The sequence below is a fragment of the Clostridium pacaense genome (assembly GCF_020709765.2).
In the GTDB taxonomy this organism is placed as follows: domain Bacteria; phylum Bacillota; class Clostridia; order Lachnospirales; family Lachnospiraceae; genus Enterocloster; species Enterocloster hominis.
This window is the reverse complement of record NZ_JAJFEB020000001.1, coordinates 54,587-74,299: the sequence shown is the minus strand read 5'-3', so window position 1 is coordinate 74,299 and position 19,713 is coordinate 54,587. Positions and strand designations below refer to the sequence as shown.

General features: G+C 51.5%; 16 protein-coding genes. 3 read left to right on the top strand and 13 right to left on the bottom strand.

The window, feature by feature from the left end:
- Positions 1 to 84 precede the first annotated feature (84 nt).
- A complete protein-coding gene (locus LK536_RS29995; RefSeq protein ID WP_025487251.1) occupies positions 85 to 825 on the top strand; it encodes an ABC transporter ATP-binding protein in 741 nt (246 codons plus the stop codon).
- Complete coding sequence (locus LK536_RS29990; RefSeq protein ID WP_227794805.1) at positions 800 to 1,543, top strand: ABC transporter permease; 744 nt, start codon at positions 800 to 802, stop codon at positions 1,541 to 1,543. The genes LK536_RS29995 and LK536_RS29990 overlap by 26 nt, the downstream gene beginning before the upstream one ends.
- 45 nt (positions 1,544 to 1,588) lie before the next feature.
- On the opposite strand, the gene LK536_RS29985 is transcribed toward LK536_RS29990, so the two are convergent.
- From LK536_RS29985 to LK536_RS29970, 4 genes are all read right to left on the bottom strand, one after another.
- The gene (locus LK536_RS29985) at positions 1,589 to 1,777 is read right to left on the bottom strand and encodes a hypothetical protein (RefSeq protein ID WP_227794804.1); all 189 of its coding nucleotides are present in this window, start codon (positions 1,775 to 1,777) and stop codon (positions 1,589 to 1,591) included.
- Positions 1,778 to 1,863: 86 nt separating this feature from the next.
- Complete coding sequence (locus LK536_RS29980; protein WP_227794803.1) at positions 1,864 to 4,389, bottom strand: heavy metal translocating P-type ATPase; 2,526 nt, start codon at positions 4,387 to 4,389, stop codon at positions 1,864 to 1,866.
- A gap of 55 nt (positions 4,390 to 4,444) precedes the next feature.
- Entirely contained in the window at positions 4,445 to 4,747 is a 303-nt protein-coding gene (locus LK536_RS29975; RefSeq protein WP_025487249.1) for a metal-sensing transcriptional repressor, read from the bottom strand.
- A 267-nt stretch (positions 4,748 to 5,014) separates the two neighbouring features.
- On the bottom strand, positions 5,015 to 7,636 hold the full coding sequence (locus LK536_RS29970) for a response regulator (protein ID WP_506092010.1): 2,622 nt from the start codon (positions 7,634 to 7,636) through the stop codon (positions 5,015 to 5,017).
- A 209-nt stretch (positions 7,637 to 7,845) separates the two neighbouring features.
- Between LK536_RS29970 and LK536_RS29965 the strand changes: the two genes are divergently transcribed.
- Positions 7,846 to 9,300 (top strand): GntR family transcriptional regulator, encoded by a 1,455-nt coding sequence (locus LK536_RS29965; RefSeq protein WP_227794801.1) that lies wholly within the window; start codon positions 7,846 to 7,848, stop codon positions 9,298 to 9,300.
- Positions 9,301 to 9,334: 34 nt separating this feature from the next.
- Here LK536_RS29965 and LK536_RS29960 read toward each other — a convergent pair whose 3' ends face one another.
- The 9 genes from LK536_RS29960 to LK536_RS29920 all read right to left on the bottom strand — a co-directional run bounded on the left by LK536_RS29960 (position 9,335) and on the right by LK536_RS29920 (position 19,701).
- A complete protein-coding gene (locus tag LK536_RS29960; RefSeq protein WP_120056048.1) occupies positions 9,335 to 12,121 on the bottom strand; it encodes a PAS domain-containing hybrid sensor histidine kinase/response regulator in 2,787 nt (928 codons plus the stop codon).
- Between the two features lie 161 nt (positions 12,122 to 12,282).
- Positions 12,283 to 13,494 carry a hypothetical protein gene (locus LK536_RS29955; protein WP_227794800.1) on the bottom strand — a complete coding sequence of 404 codons (1,212 nt, stop codon included), beginning with the start codon at positions 13,492 to 13,494 and terminating at the stop codon, positions 12,283 to 12,285.
- A gap of 231 nt (positions 13,495 to 13,725) precedes the next feature.
- On the bottom strand, positions 13,726 to 13,863 hold the full coding sequence (locus LK536_RS29950) for a hypothetical protein (protein ID WP_227794799.1): 138 nt from the start codon (positions 13,861 to 13,863) through the stop codon (positions 13,726 to 13,728).
- Between the two features lie 305 nt (positions 13,864 to 14,168).
- Complete coding sequence (rpmF, locus tag LK536_RS29945; protein ID WP_002564324.1) at positions 14,169 to 14,351, bottom strand: 50S ribosomal protein L32; 183 nt, start codon at positions 14,349 to 14,351, stop codon at positions 14,169 to 14,171.
- 3 nt (positions 14,352 to 14,354) lie between these two features.
- Complete coding sequence (locus LK536_RS29940) at positions 14,355 to 14,882, bottom strand: YceD family protein (protein WP_227794798.1); 528 nt, start codon at positions 14,880 to 14,882, stop codon at positions 14,355 to 14,357.
- Positions 14,883 to 14,977: 95 nt separating this feature from the next.
- Complete coding sequence (locus LK536_RS29935; protein ID WP_008725999.1) at positions 14,978 to 16,174, bottom strand: acetate/propionate family kinase; 1,197 nt, start codon at positions 16,172 to 16,174, stop codon at positions 14,978 to 14,980.
- 24 nt (positions 16,175 to 16,198) lie between these two features.
- Positions 16,199 to 17,194: a phosphate acetyltransferase gene (pta, locus tag LK536_RS29930; protein WP_025487247.1), complete on the bottom strand. Its 996-nt coding sequence runs from the start codon at positions 17,192 to 17,194 to the stop codon at positions 16,199 to 16,201.
- Positions 17,195 to 17,416: 222 nt separating this feature from the next.
- A complete protein-coding gene (locus LK536_RS29925; protein WP_227794797.1) occupies positions 17,417 to 18,475 on the bottom strand; it encodes a LacI family DNA-binding transcriptional regulator in 1,059 nt (352 codons plus the stop codon).
- A 131-nt stretch (positions 18,476 to 18,606) separates the two neighbouring features.
- Positions 18,607 to 19,701, bottom strand: a complete 1,095-nt coding sequence (locus LK536_RS29920; RefSeq protein WP_227794796.1) for a lactonase family protein — start codon at positions 19,699 to 19,701, stop codon at positions 18,607 to 18,609.
- Between the last annotated feature and the right edge of the window lie 12 nt (positions 19,702 to 19,713).

The window sequence follows — 19,713 nt, the reverse complement described above, 5'->3', positions numbered from 1 at the left end:
GGTAGAAAAAATCAAGGAGGTCATGTCATGAAAACAGACATTGGTTCAACGAATATGGATCCGGCCCAAACGGATCCGGCCCATATGGATTCAGCCATCCATGTGGAAAAACTCTCAAAATACTATGACGGGATAGCTGCCCTTCTAAACCTGTCCCTGGATGTAAGGAAAGGGGAAGCCTTTGGGCTTCTGGGGGCTAACGGGGCAGGAAAAAGCACATCCATCGAGTGTATCCTTGGAACAAGAAAGGCTGACAGCGGTTCCGTATCCATCCTCAGGATGGACCCAATCATGAACCGCAGGGAGCTGTTCCAAAGGGTAGGCGTCCAGTTCCAGGAATCCAGTTATCCCGACCGCATCCGGGTCCGTGAACTGTGTGAGGAAATAATGTCCCTCTACAGGCATCCGATTCCCTATGGGAACCTGCTGCGCCGGTTCGGCCTGGAGGAAAAATCAGGGAGCATGATAAACGATTTATCCGGCGGGCAGAAACAGCGCCTGTCCGTTGTCCTTGCGCTTATGATGGACCCGGAAGTGGTTTTCCTGGACGAGCTTACAACCGGCCTGGATGTAAAGGCTCGGCGTGATGTATGGGAACACCTGCTGGAACTGAAACAGAATGGCACCACCATTTTCCTGACATCCCATTTCATGGATGAGGTGGAGGCGCTGTGCGACCGCATCGCCATCCTGGCACATGGCCGTGTCATCTTTCAGGGCACGGTAAAAGAAGCAATTGATGCGAGTCCATACAGGACCATGGAGGACGCCTATATCTGGTTTACGGAGGAGGAAGAAAATGAACACATTCAGAACAATGCTTAAAACAGAATTAAAGCTGTCTGTCCGCGGTATGGACATGGTCATCTTCGGGCTGTGCCTGCCCGTGGTCATGGTTGTGATCTTTGGCGCGGTATTTGGGAACAGGCCGGCCTTTGAGGGCGCTTCCCATACCTTCCTTGAGCAAGCCTTTGGCGCACTGTCCGCCATTGCCATCTGCGCAGGCGGTGTAATGGGGCTTCCACTCCTGATTTCCGAATACAGGCAGAAAAAGATACTGAAACGTTTCCGGGTTACCCCGGTAAGCCCTGCCCTGATCCTGGCGGTCCATGTTGTCATCTATGCCATCTATGCCCTGGTCTCCCTGATCCTGGTCTATGGGACGGCGGCTGTATTCTTTGGTTTCCGGATGCAGGGTCCTGTCCCGGCTTTCATCCTCAGCTATCTGCTGGTGATGCTGTCCATGTTCAGCATAGGCCTGGTGGCAGGCGGTCTTGCGCCTGATACAAAGACAGCAGGTATCATTGCCAGTATCCTCTACTTTCCCATGCTCCTGTTTTCCGGCGCCACGCTGCCTTATGAAATCATGCCCGGCCCCATGCAAAGGGCAGCCGGCCTGATGCCACTTACCCAGGGAATCAAGCTGCTTAAGGCAGCCTCCCTGGGACAGCCCCTGGACCAGGTGTGGTTTCCTGTCCTGATACTGGGGGCCGTCTTCGTCCTTTGCAGCGGCGTTGCGCTCCGGTTCTTCCGGTGGGAGTAAGGCGGGGGCATGGCATGACACTTCCCCACCCCCATCCCCTGCGTCTCACCCGCCCATGAAATCCATAAAGCTTAACTGCTCCCCTTCCCTCTTGTCCTCAAATTCATGGATGTAGGAAAACAGCGGGCTGATATCTGTCTTCAGCCCGCTGTCCCTGCACGCGTCCTTGAACAGCTTCATCAGTTCCTTCCTGTGGGGAGTGCCCACCGCATAGGCATTTCCATAGGTATCCATGTACTTTTTCTTAAGTCCAGGGAAATGCGCATCCAGCTGCTGATAAAATACTGCCTGTCGCCTTATCCGTATTTCATCCGTCCGGTTTACTGGATGGATATCACCTTGTAATCCTGGTCCTCAACGGTTTTCTTCAGCACCGAATCATCCACCGGAGCATTCAGTGTGACCACCGCGCTTCCTGATTCATGGCTGACAGCGGCGGCAGTTACTTCGGGAAGCTCCTCCAGGCACTTTTTAACCCTTGCCTCGCAGTGGCCGCACATCATACCTTCAATTTTCATTGTCTTTTCCATCTTTTTTCCTTCCTTTCTCTTTCCTTTGATTTTCTTATCCCTTTTAGCGTCATACATCTTAAAAAGATTCAGCCGGAGCGCATTGGTCACCACACAGAAGCTGGATAAGCTCATGGCCGCCGCCCCGAACATGGGATTCAGTTTCCATCCAAAGACAGGATACCACAGTCCTGCTGCCAGGGGAATACCCACGGCGTTGTAAAAAAATGCCCAGAACAGGTTCTCGTGTATGTTCCGTAAGGTGGCGCGGCTTAAGCGGATGGCTGCCGGGACATCGCTAAGGCGGCTCTTCATAAGGACCACATCCGCCGCATCGATGGCAATATCAGTTCCTGCTCCAATGGCAATGCCGATATCAGCCCTGGTAAGCGCAGGCGCATCGTTAATCCCATCCCCCACCATGGCTACCCTGCCCTTTTGTTTCAGGCGGCGGATCACGCTTTCCTTTCCATCCGGAAGCACGCCGGCAATCACTTCATCCACACCGGCCAGCTGCCCTACGGCCCTGGCCGTCCTCTCATTATCGCCTGTAAGCATGACCACATGGATTCCCATGTCCTTAAGTTCCTTAACCGCCTGTGGGCTGTCTTCCTTTATAGTATCGGCAACTGCGATGATTCCAATCATCCGGCTGTCCATACTGAAGAACAGCGGTGTCTTTCCATCTTCCGCCAGCCGTTCGGACTGGGCTTTCATCTCAGGCGTTACCGGCGCCTGGCTGCTGATGAAGTTGAAGTTGCCGCCGCACAGCACGACGCCATCCATGACAGCGGATAATCCATTGCCGGGCAGCGCCTTAAAATCAGATAGTTCCCCGGCGTCCAGCTTCTCCTCCTCCGCCCTGACCATAACCGCCCTTGCCAGTGGATGCTCACTTCTCTTCTCCAGGGTAAATGCAAGTTCCAGAAGACGTGTCTCCGAGATACCCTCAGCCGGTATGATGTCGGTCACCCTTGGCTCTCCGTTTGTGATGGTCCCTGTCTTATCCAGGGCCACAATCTCCATCTTGCCTGCTTCCTCCAGGGAAACAGCGGTCTTAAACATGATGCCGTGTCTGGCGCCCATGCCGTTGCCCACCATGATTGCCACCGGCGTGGCAAGGCCCAGGGCACAGGGGCAGCTGATGACCAGCACGGAAATCCCGCGCGCCAGGGCAAACCCGATGCCCTGCCCTGCAATCAGCCATCCAATGATGGTGACCGCCGATATGGCAATCACAGCCGGAACAAACACACCCGATACCTTATCCGCAACCTTGGCAATGGGGGCCTTTGTAGCCGCCGCATCGCTGACCATCTGGATGATTTGGGACAGAGTGGTGTCTTCCCCCACCCTTAAGGCCTGGCACTTAATGAAGCCTGACTGGTTAAGGGTTGCCGCCGACACGTGGTCCCCCTCCCCCTTATCCACCGGGATGCTCTCCCCGGTGAGGGCTGATTCATTCACCGCGCTGCTGCCTTCCAGAACAATACCATCCACGGGTATGTTCTCCCCTGGGCGGACCACAAAAACATCCCCCTTTTTCACCTGGTCAATGGAAACCTCTGTCTCCACCCCGTCCCTTAACAGGGTGGCTGTCTTCGGAGCCAGCTTCATCAGGCTCTTCAGGGCGTCCGTGGTCTTTCCCTTGGAACGCGCCTCCAGCATCTTGCCCACGGTAATCAGGGTCAAGATCATTGCCGCGGATTCAAAATAGAACTCATGCATATACCCCATGACCCCGGCCATATCCCCGCGCGCCTGGGCGCCAGTCATGGCGAACAGGGCATATACGCTGTAGACAAGGGAAGCTCCCGACCCCAGGGCCACCAGCGTATCCATGTTGGGCGCCCTGTGTATCAGCCCTTTGAAACCGCTGATGAAAAACTTCTGGTTAATCACCATGACAATGGCTGTCAGGATCAGCTGCAGCAATCCCATGGCCACATGATTATCAGCGAAAAATGCCGGGACCGGCCAGCCCCACATCATATGTCCCATGGAAAAATACATGAGTACAATCAAGAATCCCAGGGATGCATACAATCTCTGCTTTAAAACAGGCGTTTCCCTGTCCTTTAACATATCCTCCGTATCATGGGCCGCCACATTCCCGGCTGCCGTGCCTTTGGGTTCCTCTCCTTTGGCCGCTGCCCCGTATCCTGCGTCCTCAACCGCCTTTACGATGTCCCGGGGGGACGCGGTCCCTTCCACTCCCATGGAGTTGGTCAGCAGGCTGACGGAACACGAGGTAACCCCCGGTACCTTGGATACCGCTTTCTCCACACGGGCGCTGCAGGCAGCGCAGCTCATGCCTGTCACTGTATATTGTTCCATATATCTTCTCTCCTTCCTCTTTGTCCATAAAGCATTCTCCGGATGGATGCCTGCATCAGCGCATCAGCTTCTGGATAGTGGCCACCAGTTCGTCAATGGTTTCATCCTTTCCTGCGCGGATATCATCCACCACACAGGTGCGCATGTGATTGGCCAGCAGTACTTTGCTGAAACTGTTCAGCGCGGCATTGGCCGCAGCTACCTGTACCAGGATATCCGTACAGTAGGCATCCTTTTCCACCATGTTCCTGATTCCGCGGATCTGTCCTTCAATACGGTTCAGGCGGTTCAGCAGATTTTTATATTCTTCTTGGGAACGCTCCTTTGTCTTATGGCAGCAGCATTGTTCTTTTTCCATATCCATCCTCCTCACATACCCATATGGGGTATATCTGATGGGTTTATTATATACCCCATATAGGTATATTGCAAGGACTTTTTATTCGTTTCATTCTTTTTTAGGATTGGGCAAATAAAATACATCTGCAAAAATCCCGGCTCCCCATCATATCGGTTAATGCTCCTGATGATGGCGGCGGATTCCTGTAGATGTATCCTTATTTATAGTACGTATAGGTCTTTCATCCCTGAACCGGCATATGGATGTCCAGGTGTCCTCTTAATTTCAGGCATCCTGTTTGCGGATGCAGTCCACAAGGGTCTTACAGAGCTGGGTGATATCCAGAGGTTTGCTGACATGGGTGTCCATCCCGGCTGCCAGGGCCGCGGAGATATCATCATTAAAGGCATTGGCTGTTGTCGCAATGATGGGGATCGTGAGGGCCAGCGGATGGCCCGAGGCACGGATACGCCTGGCTGCCTCATGCCCGTCCATGACCGGCATCTGCACATCCATCAGGATGGCATCATAATCACCTGGTTTTGAAGCGAGGAAGGAATCCAGCGCCTGCTGTCCATCCTCCACGCAGTCCACGTCAGCCCCATTCATGCGCAGCAGTGTTGCCGCGATTTCCTGATTGAGCGCATTGTCCTCGGCCATCAGCAGACGGAAACCATCCAGAGGCTTTCCGCCGGTTTTTCCTTCCCCGTCACAGGATGTCCCTCCCTTACCCCCCAAAGCCGACTTGATGGCATTATAGACAGAGGTACGGTAAAGGGGTTTGGGAAGGAAACCATTCACTCCGGCCGCCCGTGCCTCTTCTTCCACTTCTGAAATATCGTATGCCGAAATCATCACGATAGGAATGTCATTGCCCACTTCCCGCCGGATGCGGCGGGTCACCTCAACGCCATCCATGTCCGGCATTTTCCAGTCGATGAGGCACAGGTCGATATCCCGGCCTTCCCGGTGCATTTTTTTAACATGGTCAACGGCGTCCGCGCCGGACAGGCTCCACTTTGCGCTGATTTTTATTTTTTCCAGCAGAACCGCAGTCTGTTCACAGACCTGCTGCTCATCGTCCACAATGAGCGCCTGGAGGCCCTGCTGCGCAAAATCAGGCTCCGGCAGGCAGCTCCCTTCCCCTTTCTTAAACGGAATATCCACAATACAGGTTGTTCCAACGCCGGATTCGCTTTCTATCTGGATCTGGCCGCCCATCAGCGTTATCAGGTTCCTGGTAATGGACATCCCCAGTCCCGTGCCTCCGTAACGCTTCGAGATGGTGGCATCGGCCTGTTCAAACGGTTGGAAGATTCTTTCCATTGCATCTTTTGTCATACCGATTCCGGTATCGGAGAGGATGAAGCGGAGCACATCCGCCGCATTCCCGTTCCTGTGGCGGGAAACCTCCAAACGGATACAGCCCCCGGGCGCGGTGAACTTCACTGCGTTGGAACTGAGGTTTAAAAGAATCTGGTTAAGCCGCAGCGAATCGCCGATAAAGACGGTATCCTCCCCGAATCCCTCCATCGTTTCCCTGAACTCAATGCCTTTTTCCTTTGCCTGGGCGTATACCGTGGATACAAACCCATTGACAAGCTCAAATATATCAAATGGTTCGTCCTGCAGAACCATTTTGCTGCTCTCAATCTTTGACATATCCAGCACATCATTAATCAGCATCAGCAGATGCTTGGATGAGAAGGTGATTTTGGCAAGACAGTCTTCCGCTTTGGCGGTATCCCTGATTGAGGCCGCCGCAATGGTGGTCAGGCCGATGATGGCATTTAACGGCGTGCGGATTTCATGGCTCATCCTGGAGAGGAATTCGCTTTTCGCCATATTGGCCCTCTCGGCGGACATCATGGCCTCCTGCAGGGCCTGGCGTGAGCGTACCTCTTCCGTACGGTCGGAAAATACGGTAATCAGCTGCGGCGTGTTCAGGTCATCCGCCCGGTAGACCCGGACCAGCATCCAGAATTTTTCCTTATTCGGTTTTGTATATTCCACCAGTCTTTCATAAGGGGAACTGAAGCCGGGATTCCTGATTCCCTCCCGGATTGCCAGGGCATCCTCCTCTTTCAGGCCTTTATAAAAGTTTTCTACTTCCGCCATGCTGATTCCCAGTATCCGTTCCAGGTTCAGCCCGCGGTAGCTGATATATCCGGTATCGGCATCCCGGATGATGAACGCGTCATCAATGCTCAGCGATAGCTTGTCAAAAAGCTTACTGCGGTAAACCAGTTCCCTGCGCTGCCGGTGCAGCACATACTGGGATACCAGAAGCACGGCAAGCATCATTCCCATCAGTACAATGGAACCGGTCAGGCTGGTAACCCTCAGCCTTTCAGCGGTGACGCCATATCCCACTTTCTTGGCCTGGGCAATACTTATGATCTTCCCGGTCTGTTGAAGGGCCTGGTCATAGAGGGGTTCAAGATGTTCCTGATCGTAAGCCTCGATTTCCTTTTCCGTTATATGCCGGTTTGTGCAAAAAGCCAGGTAACCGTCCTGCTCCGCCTGTAAATGTACCAGGGTATCCTTAAGCGCCTGCACATCTTCTGCATCCCCTAGATACAGTTCCTCCATCCGCGCAACCGGTTCTTCCAGGGAGAGGACCAGTTCCTTCAGCCTGGCGCCTGCAATCTCCACATCCTCGCTGTCATGGTGGCGCTTCAGGCGTTCGGTGCGCAGGCCCATTTCCGATACATAAAGTTTAATATCGCCAGCAGCAATCACCACCTCAAACGGGTGGGTTGATATGACCTCTGTCTGATCTGCCAGCTTGGTGGAATTCACGATGGTCATGGCCAGATAACAAAACATCAGCAGAATCAGGATTACCGTGCTGACAACACTCATCTGCAGGCTGCGCCCTACAAAATTCTTCCGTTTCTTCTTCATCCTACGCATCGGTCCTGGCTCCTCGCTTTTCCGTCTTTACTGGGTAACCCCTAATTGTCCACATACATATGTATGCTAAGTATAGCAAAGAAAGATGAAAATAGCAATCTCTTGCTGAAAGCCGGAAAAAATCGTGGAAACGCAGTCCCAGAAATGGTATACTACCTATATAGGAAATTTTACATTAACATTACAATGGAGGAAAAAGTTTGGAAAACAGCACAGAATTGCGTACGGTCGTTTACAATGTCCTGCTTACCCAGATACAGTTTGGAGTCTATCATTTCCGTGAAAAGCTCCCCACCATAGAAGAAACCAGCGCACGGCTTTGCGTATCCGTGGATACGGCGCGGTCCGCATACCTTAAACTCAAAGAAAAAGGATATATCACCCTGTCGAAAAACGTGGGCGCCACTGTTAAAGTGGATTATAATGCCCAAGAGACAGAGGAATATATCCAAACTTTTTTTTCTACACGTAAACATGCAATCATTGATTTAGGCCGCTCCATACAGCCTCTGTTTTGCAATGCCCAGTACCTTGGGCTGAAAAATGCTTCCCCGGAGATGCTGACGGCCATGGAAGGGATTTTTGGAGGGATAAATCAGATGGCGCCTTATGCCATACTGAAACACCTCAACCAGAAATATGATGCTCTTGGAAATAACCTTCTCATGCGCCTTGTCTGGCAGTCCTTCATGTTTTTACATAATCCCTTTTTCAGCATTGCGGAAAACAGGCAGTACTTTGACCACTCTCTTGATTATCTGCCGAATATCCTGCGTATCTGCCAAAACAGGGACTGGAAGGCGCTGCGCGCCGCAGTGGAACAGCCGGTTGAAAACCTGTCTACTGCCATTTCACGGTTTTACAGGGACAGGATTACCATGCCAGCCCCGGAAGAGGAGATGGCTTTTGCCTGGAGTTCCTACAAAAAAAGCCAGCAGATGTGCTACTCCTTTGCCATGGAACTGCTTATCTCAATCAGCAGGGGAATATATCCTGCCGGAAGCATTCTCCCTTCCCAGAAGGAGCTTGCCAATCAAAAGGGGATTTCGCTGAGCACGGTCCGCAGGGCACTTGAACTGCTGGCCAGCGTGGGGGCAATCAAGGCTTCCAGATATGTGGGCACGCAGGTACTTCCGTTTGAAAACGCCACGGAGAACAGCGATTTTACCAAACCGGTCCTCCAGCGCAGGCTTTTGGATACGGCTGACAGCCTCCAGATGCTTGCATTATCCTGCAAAGACGTATCCACGCTCACCCTCTCCTCCCTCTCCCCTGATTCAATCGAACGGATGTGCCAGGAACTGAAGGCACAGAAAAAGGCAGGGCACGGGGAGACCCTGTCTTATTTCATACTGAATCTGATTGCGCAACACGCTCCCTATCAGACCATACGTACCGTTTATTCAGAACTGCTCCGTCAGTTTTTCTGGGCTTACGCGCTCCGGGGCATGATGGAGAAAAACCAGGAATCCATCAATGCCATATACGCCCCGTATCAGGAAGCATTGACCGCGTCTTTGGAAAAACGGGATTTTGTCCGGTTCTCCGCCCTTCTGGAAGAGTTTATCATTGATGAATTCCACAGGACCATGGAGTCCATGTCCCAGCTTCATATTCCGGGAACAAGGAACATCCTGCTTCCAGACTGCCCCTGATTCCGGACTGCTTCGGGAATCCCCATTCCATCCCCTATCGGATCCATCTTTGCAGGGTCTCCATAAGCAGTTTGACTTCAATGGGTTTTGCCACATGGTCATTCATGCCCGCGCTGTGGGCCTTTCCAATATCCGTGGCAAATGCATTGGCTGTCAGCGCAAGGATGGGAACCGTTTTGGCATCTTCCCTCTTCAGCGCCCGTATGGCCTCGGTTGCCTCATAGCCATCCATGACCGGCATCTGGATGTCCATCAGGATGCAGTCGTATTCACCTGACGCGGATGCCTCGAATTTCTCCACTGCAGACTTCCCGTTCTCTGCCTCATCGAGAACAAGGCCAAACATTATCAGCAGTTCCGATGCGATTTCCCGGTTAAGCCGGTTGTCCTCCACCAGCAGGATTTTCTTCCCTTCCAGACTGGAACCTGCTTCCGCGGCAGGGTATGCCGCTGCGTCAGAGCGCCCGCTCTGGCAGAACTGGTGGAAGGTGTGGGATATCTTGGACTTAAACAGTGGTTTTGTAATAAAGGCGTCTGCACCTGCCCGCCGGAACTCGTCTTCAATATCGGAGTAATCGTAAGCCGAAATGACAATGACAGGAATATCCATCCCCAGCTTCTTCCTGATTATCTTAAGGGTTTCAAGGCCATCCATTTCCGGCATCTTCCAGTCCAGGATTACAGAAAAGAAGTCCTCTTTTGCCTCGTGGGCTTCCACCACGCGGCACACAGCTTCCCTTCCGCTCAGCACCCAGCTGCTATGCATGCCCAGCTCGTCCAGGATTTCTGCTGCACTCTCACAGATGATCTGGTCATCGTCCACCACCAGCACTGGCAGGCCGGTCAACTCCCCCAGGTCATCCTCCGCCTCTTCACACAGTTCAAAAGAAACAGCCACAATGAAACGGCTCCCCTGTCCAGGATTGCTCCTGACCTCAATGGTGCCATTCATCATCCGCACGATATTCTGTGTGATTGCCATGCCAAGCCCTGTACCCTGTACCTGATTGATTGTAGGATCCTTTGCACGGGCAAAGGGTTCAAAAACATGAGGAAGGAACTCTTCAGACATCCCGATACCATTGTCAGTGACAATGAATTCATACTGTCCCCGTCCTTTGGCAAAAGACGGCACTTCCCGGATCCATAATCCCACACATCCGCCATCAGGAGTATATTTAACTGCATTGGAGAGAAGGTTAACCAGCACCTGACGCAGGCGGTTCTGATCTGTTATCACGTTCTCATGCCGCACATGGTCGGCGTTAACCTGCAGCTCCTGATGCTTTTCCGCAGCCAGGGGGCGGAATACATCCATGACATCTTCAATCAGTTCTGGCAGTGAGATTGTCTCGGAGATAAGGTCAATCTTCCCGCTTTCGATTTTCGACATATCCAGGACCTCATTGATGAGGCTCAGGAGATGCCGGCTGGAAACATTAATCTTGTTCAGGCAGTCCTGTATCTTTTCCGGGGACTTAAGGTTTGCCTGGGCAATGACCGACATACCGATGATGGCGTTCATGGGCGTACGGATATCGTGGGACATGGAGGAAAGGAAGTTGGTCTTGGCATCATTGGCAATCTGCGCAGTCTTGCATGCATCTTCAAGGGCCTGCTTCTGCCGGGCCTGCTCCCTGCGCTCCGCCGTCACATCAACGCCTACACTGTAATAGGAAGGAACCCCATCCCAGCTCTTGTCTTCGCTGACATAGCTGTAGGTTACCATCAGGATCTTAACGGTACCGTCATGGGTCACGATACGGATTTCCGCAGCCGTGGCCCCGCCTGTTATCCTGGACTGCTCCATGACACCGGCTATGCGCTCAATGTCATCCGGGTGAATGTAGTCACATTGGGAACACAGCTCCTCCTCAAATTGTTCTTCTGTATAACCAATCAGTTCCAGGAAACCGCCGCTGTACCACAGGACGGTCTGCATATCGCGGCCATCTATCCTGGCCAATCCGCCCGGGATGCTGCGAATCAGCGCCTCTCTTTCCTGATCCTTTTTGGCCAGCTTATATTCCGTACTGTACATGTCATGGGAAAGTTCAAGCCGCGCCCTGTGCCCCTTCCAATCGATGATCCGGTTCTTAATCCAGAACGTCCGTTCCAGGACCGGGTTTTGAAATTCCCACTCGTAGAAGTCATCCTCAGTCAGTCTGTTATTGGTACAGAAGGGGCAGGGAGTTGTCCTGCCCTGTATCACCTCATAGCACTTCCGTCCAACCAGCTTAACGGCAGGCATTCCCAGCACATCACAGGAATGCTGGTTCACATACAGCAACTCATAGTCATCCATATCGCTTACATAAACATTACCCTCGTATGTATCCAGCATCCAATGGAAATACTGCAGTTTCTGCCGGTAAAGCCGTTCCTGCTCCTCTTTCACGGCAACCAGCGTATCCACGCCCGCAAACTCGGCCTGCAGCACCGGCGCTCCTGTTGCAGGGTCTATCCGGATGGTTCCGCTAAGATTGGCCCAGGCATGTCCCCCCTCTCTCTGAGGCAGACGTACGGTCATCCCGATATCGCATCTTCCACCCTCATCCGCCTTCGTCAATTCACTGCGAATCAACTCAAACTCATCCGGCAGCGCCGCATAGTATTGCCGCAGGCTGCAAAAACTGCTGTGGAAACTTTCCCTGGAATGACCGATACTGCTGAAAAAACCGGAATTCCCCCACTGGAATGTCATGTCCTTATCCAGAAGGCAACAGATAATACCAGTTTTCAGCATATCCAGCGCGGCCGGACAGCTCCCCCCTGCATCCTGAAACAATAAATCCCCGCTTTGCCCTGCCAAGTTTACCATGATTCAACCACCTATTCCTGATCTGATATATCGAATTGCTTTTTACTATCCCTATACCTATATCCAAACACTGCCAATTGACAAAGCAGTTAATTGTTCACATACATATATGTTCTTCAGTATAACAAAAGCAGTCGAAAATAGCAATAGCGCGGCCCGATTTACAAGGGATGTTCCCAAAAAACCGGAACAGAAGCCATTTCAGCGCCGTCAAGCCGCATCACATAAGGCTGGTTCCAGTAAAACGCCGCGCCATGGAACTTCAGCGTTACTTCAGTGTCGCCTTCGTCATAATAAATATGGAAGCCGCTGAGATTGCCCTTCCCGTCAAAGTCATACTGCTCACGTTCCCATCCTCCCCTGCTTAACTTCCGCTGGCAGAGCAGGCCTTTTAATGTAAGGTCCCTGTCTTCATGCACTGCCGTCACATTGATGTATACCTCCGGTCTGCCCACCGCTTTAACTTCATCTCTTTTACCCCCTGTTTCCGCCGGACGGGGTTCCTTCAACCTTGCAATGCCAAGGATACGCACAGAACCGTCCTGCCAGGGAATGAGTTCGTTTAATCCTTCCCGGTCCTCCGGGATGGGCAGCGTGACAGGCGCGGATTCCTCACGGTTCAAGAACGTGATTCCGGGAATATTAATCTGGAAAGACCCATCCTGCTCTTCCTGCGGAACATCGAACAGGCATCTGGTACGCCGTCCATATTGTCTCACATCTGACAGCCGGTAGTGGCCAAGATTGTCCCAATAGGGATTGGCAGACAATTCCCTGATTGCATACTGTTTCCCGCTGCCGGATATGGTTGGCAGGTCCATATCCAGGGAAGGCGGTTTATATGCAATGCTTATGGGCGTTTCCCCAGCTTCACTGTATACATACCAGGATATGAGGATTCCCTCCCTTACCTTTTCCCCCATGCTTATGATAGAAATGCCATCATGGGTATCCATGCTTCCGTGTTCCGCTTCTGCAAGTCCCTCCAACGTTCCATATTCAGGCACACGTTTCAGGGTAAATTCCACCGGATCCTCAAAATCGAGAAGGCGGAGCGCATAACCGGATAACGTGTCTTCAGGCGCCGGAGCGGCTGGTAACTCAAATCTTGCCTCGATGATATGACGTCTGTTCCCATATGCCTCAAAATAGGAAGGATAATCCCCATATATTGATTCCACAGGCTTAATTCCGTTTTCCGGAATACCAGGTCCTGTCAGGAACAGGCCTTCGCCTGATTTCCAAAGCCCGTCCTGATATTTCTCCGAGACAATCATCATGCTCCCGTCGCTTAACGTTATATACATACCATCTGCGGGAGGTTCCCCGCCTGCCGGGATTTTATGTACTTCCGAATAATCGTCCAGGACCATGCTTACAAGCAGCTCCTGCTTCTGGTGAAGGGCAGATGTCAGGGATATGGTCTTTTCTTTTTGAGGCAGCTTCGATTCAATTACCGTATCCAGTTCGTAAACCGGGTATTCCGACCGGATGATTCCATACGCTCCGGCAAACTGATATGGCAGAAGGGAAACCGGTTCCTGTGTTTCCGGTTCACGTATTTCCGGTTCACGTGTTTCCGGTTCCCATGTTTCCGCTCCTGGCTACTGCCCTGTGCCGGCAGCCGGCACTGATACATTCTCCTCCGCTTCTTTGTTTGTCCCTCCCCCAAACTGGCAACCGGACAGCAGGACAGACATCAGCCCTGCTGCAATAAAAACAGATACTGCACTTTTCTTCATGGCAGGCCCTCCCCTCTCTGATAAAATCCACATTTACTAATCTGTTTTTATTATAACAGTTCTGATTTCTGCATTCCTTTCCTTTTCCTTATATTTCCTGGAAATAAAGATTAACTTTAGAAGGACAGGGTTTCACATGGACAGGAGCCATCGATATCCCTAAAAGGCGGTTCTTTAAATCATGAAGGATTACTGCATGCCAATGGCCTGGCTTATTCATGGAACCAAAAAATATGCGGTCCCGGGGGAATCCCCCAAAGACCGCATATTGACTGGCTTTTCACAGAATTTTAATTTGTCTGGAATTAATCCTCAACGCTTACAATTTCTCTCTTGTTATAAGAACCACAAGCCTTGCAAACTCTGTGAGGCATCATCAGGGCGCCACACTTGCTGCACTTTACCAGATTTGGAGCGCTCATCTTCCAGTTTGCCCTGCGGCTGTCTCTTCTTGCTTTAGAAGATTTATTCTTTGGACAGATAGACATGGTTTACACCTCCTTCAACTGTTTAAAAATATCCTGGATAACTGACATTCTTGGGTCCAGTGGGCCGTCTTCACAGTCACCTTCCCCAGAGCCCGGATTTGTACCATATCTATTAGAAATTCCCTTACAGTCTTCACTGCAGAGAACCTTCATAGGCAGGTTCAAGGTTAACTCGTTACCAACCAGCTGGTCGACATCCAGATTATAACCATTAATATAGAACTGTTCATCCAAATCAGCTGCCCTTTCCTCATCCGTCTGCTTCATGTCCACTTTCTGGTCAATCTCCAGATGGAATGGAACCTTTACCGACTCAAGGCATCGGCTGCACGGCATCTCAAGACACACATCAGCTTCACCTGTCACGGTCAGCACCTTATCCCCCTGGTTGGTAATCACCAGGGTAACGGGATGCTTCTCCACAACCTCATAAACACCATCCGATGCATGAAACTGCGTCATCTCCAATTCCAGGGTATATGTTTTAGATTTTCCCTCAACGGGAAACAGTTCCGATAAATTAATCAGCATATCATACTCCTTGATATGCACCTATGCTATTATACATAGGCGCAAGGGGTTTGTCAATAAAAAGTTTCCAAAATTACGCAAATTTATATGGAAATTTACTGAACAAGTTCCAGGGTCTCTCTTGCAATTGCCAGCTCTTCGTTGGTCGGGATCAGCATTACCTTTACCTTGGAATCAGCAGCGGAAATCACTCTCTCCTCGCCGCGTACATTATTGGCCTCATCGTCAATCTTAACGCCCATGTAAGCCAGGTTGGAGCAGATTGCCTTTCTTCCGGTCTTGTCATTCTCACCAACACCTGCTGTAAATGCAATTGCATCCACGCCGTTCATTGCAGCAGCATATGCACCGATGTACTTGGTCACACGGTAGATGAATGCATCCAGCGCAACCTCTGCCAGATGGTTCCCGTCAGCCTTGGCGTTTTCAATGTCGCGGAAGTCGCTGGAGATTCCGTTGGTCATACCGTAAACGCCGGACTTCTTATTTAAGATATCCAGCATCTCGTTGATATCGATGCCTTCCTTGTTCATGATGAACTGAAGCACAGCCGGGTCCACATCACCGCTTCTGGTTCCCATGATCAGACCTTCAAGAGGTGTTAAGCCCATGCTGGTGTCCACGCACTTGCCGCCGATGGAAGCAGATACGCTGGCGCCGTTGCCCAGGTGGCATACAATGACTTTTGCAGTCTCAGGATCCAGGCCGCCGAACCTGATTGCCTCGCCGGACACGAACTTATGGCTGGTTCCGTGGAAGCCATAGCGGCGGATGCCGTACTTCTCAAAGTACTCGTGGGGAATTGCATACATGTAAGCCTTCTCTGGCATGGACATGCCAAATGCAGTATCAAACACAGCAACGTTAGGCGTTCCGGGCATGGCTGCCTCGCAGGCCTCGATACCCATCAGGTTGGCTGGATTGTGCAGGGGGCCCAGGTCGAAGCATTCGCGGATGACCCTCTTCACATCTTCATTGACAACGATGGAATCACTGTAAACAGTACCGCCGTGAAGTACACGGTGTCCAATGGCGGAAATCTCGCTTGTATCCTTAATCACGCCATGGTCCGCATCCTGAAGGGCTTCCATGACCATCTCAATTGCCGTCTTATGGGTAGGCATCGGTTTCTCAATAATAAACTTGTCCTTCCCGGCCGGCTGATGTGTCAGCTTGGAGCCTTCAATCCCAATCCTCTCGCAGAGGCCCTTTGCCACTACGCTTTCATTCTCCATATCGATTAACTGATACTTTAAGGAAGAGCTGCCGCAGTTAATAACTAAAATCTTCATATTTGTAATTTCTCCTTAATCTTATTAATTATTCTGGCACTGTACAGCGGTAATGGCCACAACGCCTACGATATCATCTGCAGAGCAGCCTCTGGACAGATCGTTAACAGGCTTTGCAATGCCCTGGCACATGGGACCGTAGGCCTCTGCCTTGCCAAGCCTCTGCACCAGCTTGTAGCCGATGTTGCCTGCATCCAGGTCCGGGAATACCAGTACATTGGCATGTCCGGCCACCTTGCTGCCCGGTGCCTTGGACTCGCCGATTTCAGGAACAATGGCTGCATCCAGCTGGAGTTCGCCGTCCAGTTCCAGCTCAGGAGCCATCTCCTTGGCCAGTCTGGTTGCCTCAACCACCTTGTCCACGTCCGCGTGGCTTGCGCTGCCCTTGGAGGAATGGGAAAGCATCGCAACCTTGGCATCCCTTCCCGTAAGCAGCTTAAAGCTCTCAGCAGAGGATACTGCAATGGCAGCCAGCTCTTCCGGGTTCGGGTTCTGGTTCAGACCGCAGTCAGCAAATACAAAGGTTCCGTTATCCCCGAACTGGCAGTCGGGAACTTCCATAAGGAAGAATGCGGATACCAGCTTGGTGCCTGGCTTGGTCTTGATGACCTGGAGGCAGGGGCGCAGTGTATTGGCAGTGGAGTGGCAGGCGCCGGATACCATGCCGTCGGCATCGCCCTTCTTAATCATCAGGCAGCCGTAGTATGCATAATCGTTCAGGATGGTTTCCCTGGCCTTTTCCTCGGTCATTCCTTTGGCTTTCCTCAGTTCCACGAATAAATCAATATATTCCTGTGTCTTCTCATATGTCTGCGGATTGATGATGGTTGCTCCGGACACATCCAGTCCCTTGCTGTGCTCGCCGATATCCTCCGGTGTTCCGATAATGACCAGATTTGCCAGATCCTCTTTTAAAATCTTTTCAGCAGCAACCCATGTCCTGCGGTCCATAGACTCCGGAAGAACAATGGTCTTCTTATCTGCTCTTGCTTTTTCTTTAATAACATCAATAAATCCCATGGTATACCCCTTTCCTTATTGTAAATAATGCATATAGGCTTATTATATACGTTGTGAATGGGGGAAACAAGTTGTATTTCACAAATTCTTGCATTTTTTTAAGTACCCTGCATAAGTATATTTATTGGATTATCTATATTATATCCAAATAAAAAGAGATGACACCTGCCATCTCCTTTCTTTTAACCGCTATCCTGCCCGGTAAACCTTATTCCATCTTTATCAGCCGTCCGTCTCAAGGTGCCCGGGTCCTGCCGTTGTCTCGCCTTCCACAAAGTCCAGCTGCACCAGCTGGGATTTAAAACGCTGCTTGGGGTTATCGATATTCCGGAGAAGCTTTTTGAAGGCAACGCCCACCACATCGGCTATCTGCGTGGGGCTGTTGGTATACTTAAGACCCAGCGTGCCGTTATTCTGGTAGTTCAGGACAATGACGGATAACTCTTCCGGTATCCTTATATGGAACTTGGGAACCGCACGCTCTATGATTCCCAGCGCTGACTGTACCACGATGACAGCCGTTGGGCGCCGCGGGCTGTTCCAGAGATGTTCAAACCTCCGGCTGTCAGCTTCCCTTCCCTCTTCTGTTATATAATCGCTTTCCATGATGTAATCCGGTTCAAAAGGAAGCCCTGCCTCCCTTACCGCCTCCTCGTACGCTGACAGGCGGACATCGTACACGATATTACCCAGGCCCTCTGCTATGAGGAGTATTTTCCTGTGTCCCAGGCCGGCCAGATACATGACTGCTTCTTTTGTCACCTTTCCATGGTCGGAAGCCACGTAGTGGTAGTCCTCCATATTACGGTATTTGCCGATACAGACATATGGGATCTGTTCTGCTTCAAAACACTGGAAGTAAGGGTCTGATTCCCTTAAGTCATAACAGATGAACCCATCGATGATGGAGGCCGACATGCCTCTGATAAAATCAATTTCTTTCTGTATGTCATGCATGGTACGGACATATACCAGGATATGGTACTCCTTTTTCATTGCCAGGCTGCTCAGGGCATGGATCATGGCCCCATAACCATTGTCATATAATCCATTATTAAATAACAGGGTCGGCACTATGACACAGACCGTCTGCCCCTTCCCTTTTGAGGAAAGCCTCCTGGCGCTTAAGGACGGGACATAATCAAGTCTGGCAATGGCCTGTTCAATCTTTTCTTTCGTGGGGCCGGACATTGTATGGAAACGGCCATTCAGATAATTCGATACGGTTGATGTGGAAACGCCTGCTGCCTCTGCGACATCGGCTATTTTAGCTTTTTTCACATGAACTCCTTTCTGGCACCGGCAGCCCATCCTGCCGGGTAAATTACATTATTTCTTATTATATAATGTCCTGCGCCGGAATTCAACGTTTCAAATCATATTCCCACATCCATTTTCCAATCCCGGATGCTTTAAGGAAGACTGTCCCGGTCAGCCATCCTGACACAGACCGGCGACGGTATCCTGATTTCCTCCACGACTTCCCCTAAAAGCCCGTCCTGCGCATTCCTCCTGAAGATTACCAGATTACCGGAATCCTGGTTCGCTGCCACGATATACCGCCCGCAGGGTGAAAGGCAGAAATTCCTGGGACTCTTTCCCCCGCACAGCTGGAACCTGCATGTTCCCAGAAGTCCTGTCTCCCTGTCCACCTGAAACACGCTGATGATATCCGCGCCCCGCTCCGAGACATACAGATACCTGCCATCGGATGACATATGGATGTCGGCCGCAAGATTGAACCCCGTGTAGGAAGCCGGCAGGGACGGGATTTTCTGGACAAAGGTAAGGTGCCCGTCCTCACTGTTATATTGATAGCAGAAAACATTGCCCTTCAGTTCCGTGACCAGGTACAGGTACCTTCCATCCGGTGAAAAACACATATGGCGGGGTCCTTCCCCCGGACCGACATAGGTTTCAGGACAGGTTTCACAGGGAACCGGTCCCTGGCTGGCTTCATCCCATCTGTAATGATGCAGCCGGTCCGTACCCAGGTCCGCCACAAAGAGGGTCTTCCCATCCGGCGACAGGATGGACGAGTGGGCATGGGGACCCTCCTGGCGCACAGGGTCCTCCCCCCTTCCTTCATATTGGAAAAAACCGTTCCTGGCGCCGATGGATCCGTCCGGCAGCAGCGCATGGTTTACCATGCTCCCGGACAGGTAATTGGTTATTACAAGGCAGTTCTTTTCCTTCCAGATAAGGACATGGCAGGCAGCCGAACCCGGGATGGGCATCTCATTGACATAGGTAAACCTGCCCTGACCCGCATCATACCGGAGGGCCGTGACGCATCCACCCTCCGCCATCTCGCTGACAGCATACAGCATATTGCCGGATACGGCCAGGAAGGAAGGGTTGCGGCACCCTTCATAGATGGAACACAGCCTGGCCCTTTGGGTTTCATCGTCAAATTCAAAGGCATAAATCCCCTGCCCGTCCGTGCCGCGTCTTTCACCGGACTCCACATCACATGTATAAGTCCCCACCCATAAACAAGTCTTCATCGGCGCTTTACC

Excerpts from the sequence above, each read along its gene's own strand:
- LK536_RS29995 (WP_025487251.1), top strand. The coding sequence starts at position 85 with ATGGATTCAGCCATCCATGTGGAAAAACTCTCAAAATACTATGACGGG.
- LK536_RS29990 (WP_227794805.1), top strand. The coding sequence starts at position 800 with ATGAACACATTCAGAACAATGCTTAAAACAGAATTAAAGCTGTCTGTC.
- LK536_RS29985 (WP_227794804.1), bottom strand. The coding sequence starts at position 1,777 with ATGGATACCTATGGAAATGCCTATGCGGTGGGCACTCCCCACAGGAAG.
- LK536_RS29980 (WP_227794803.1), bottom strand. The coding sequence starts at position 4,389 with ATGGAACAATATACAGTGACAGGCATGAGCTGCGCTGCCTGCAGCGCC.
- LK536_RS29975 (WP_025487249.1), bottom strand. The coding sequence starts at position 4,747 with ATGGAAAAAGAACAATGCTGCTGCCATAAGACAAAGGAGCGTTCCCAA.
- LK536_RS29970 (WP_506092010.1), bottom strand. The coding sequence starts at position 7,636 with ATGAAGAAGAAACGGAAGAATTTTGTAGGGCGCAGCCTGCAGATGAGT.
- LK536_RS29960 (WP_120056048.1), bottom strand. The coding sequence starts at position 12,121 with ATGGTAAACTTGGCAGGGCAAAGCGGGGATTTATTGTTTCAGGATGCA.
- LK536_RS29955 (WP_227794800.1), bottom strand. The coding sequence starts at position 13,494 with ATGGTCCTGGACGATTATTCGGAAGTACATAAAATCCCGGCAGGCGGG.
- LK536_RS29950 (WP_227794799.1), bottom strand. The coding sequence starts at position 13,863 with ATGAAGAAAAGTGCAGTATCTGTTTTTATTGCAGCAGGGCTGATGTCT.
- rpmF (WP_002564324.1), bottom strand. The coding sequence starts at position 14,351 with ATGTCTATCTGTCCAAAGAATAAATCTTCTAAAGCAAGAAGAGACAGC.
- LK536_RS29940 (WP_227794798.1), bottom strand. The coding sequence starts at position 14,882 with ATGCTGATTAATTTATCGGAACTGTTTCCCGTTGAGGGAAAATCTAAA.
- LK536_RS29935 (WP_008725999.1), bottom strand. The coding sequence starts at position 16,174 with ATGAAGATTTTAGTTATTAACTGCGGCAGCTCTTCCTTAAAGTATCAG.
- pta (WP_025487247.1), bottom strand. The coding sequence starts at position 17,194 with ATGGGATTTATTGATGTTATTAAAGAAAAAGCAAGAGCAGATAAGAAG.
- LK536_RS29920 (WP_227794796.1), bottom strand. The coding sequence starts at position 19,701 with ATGAAGACTTGTTTATGGGTGGGGACTTATACATGTGATGTGGAGTCC.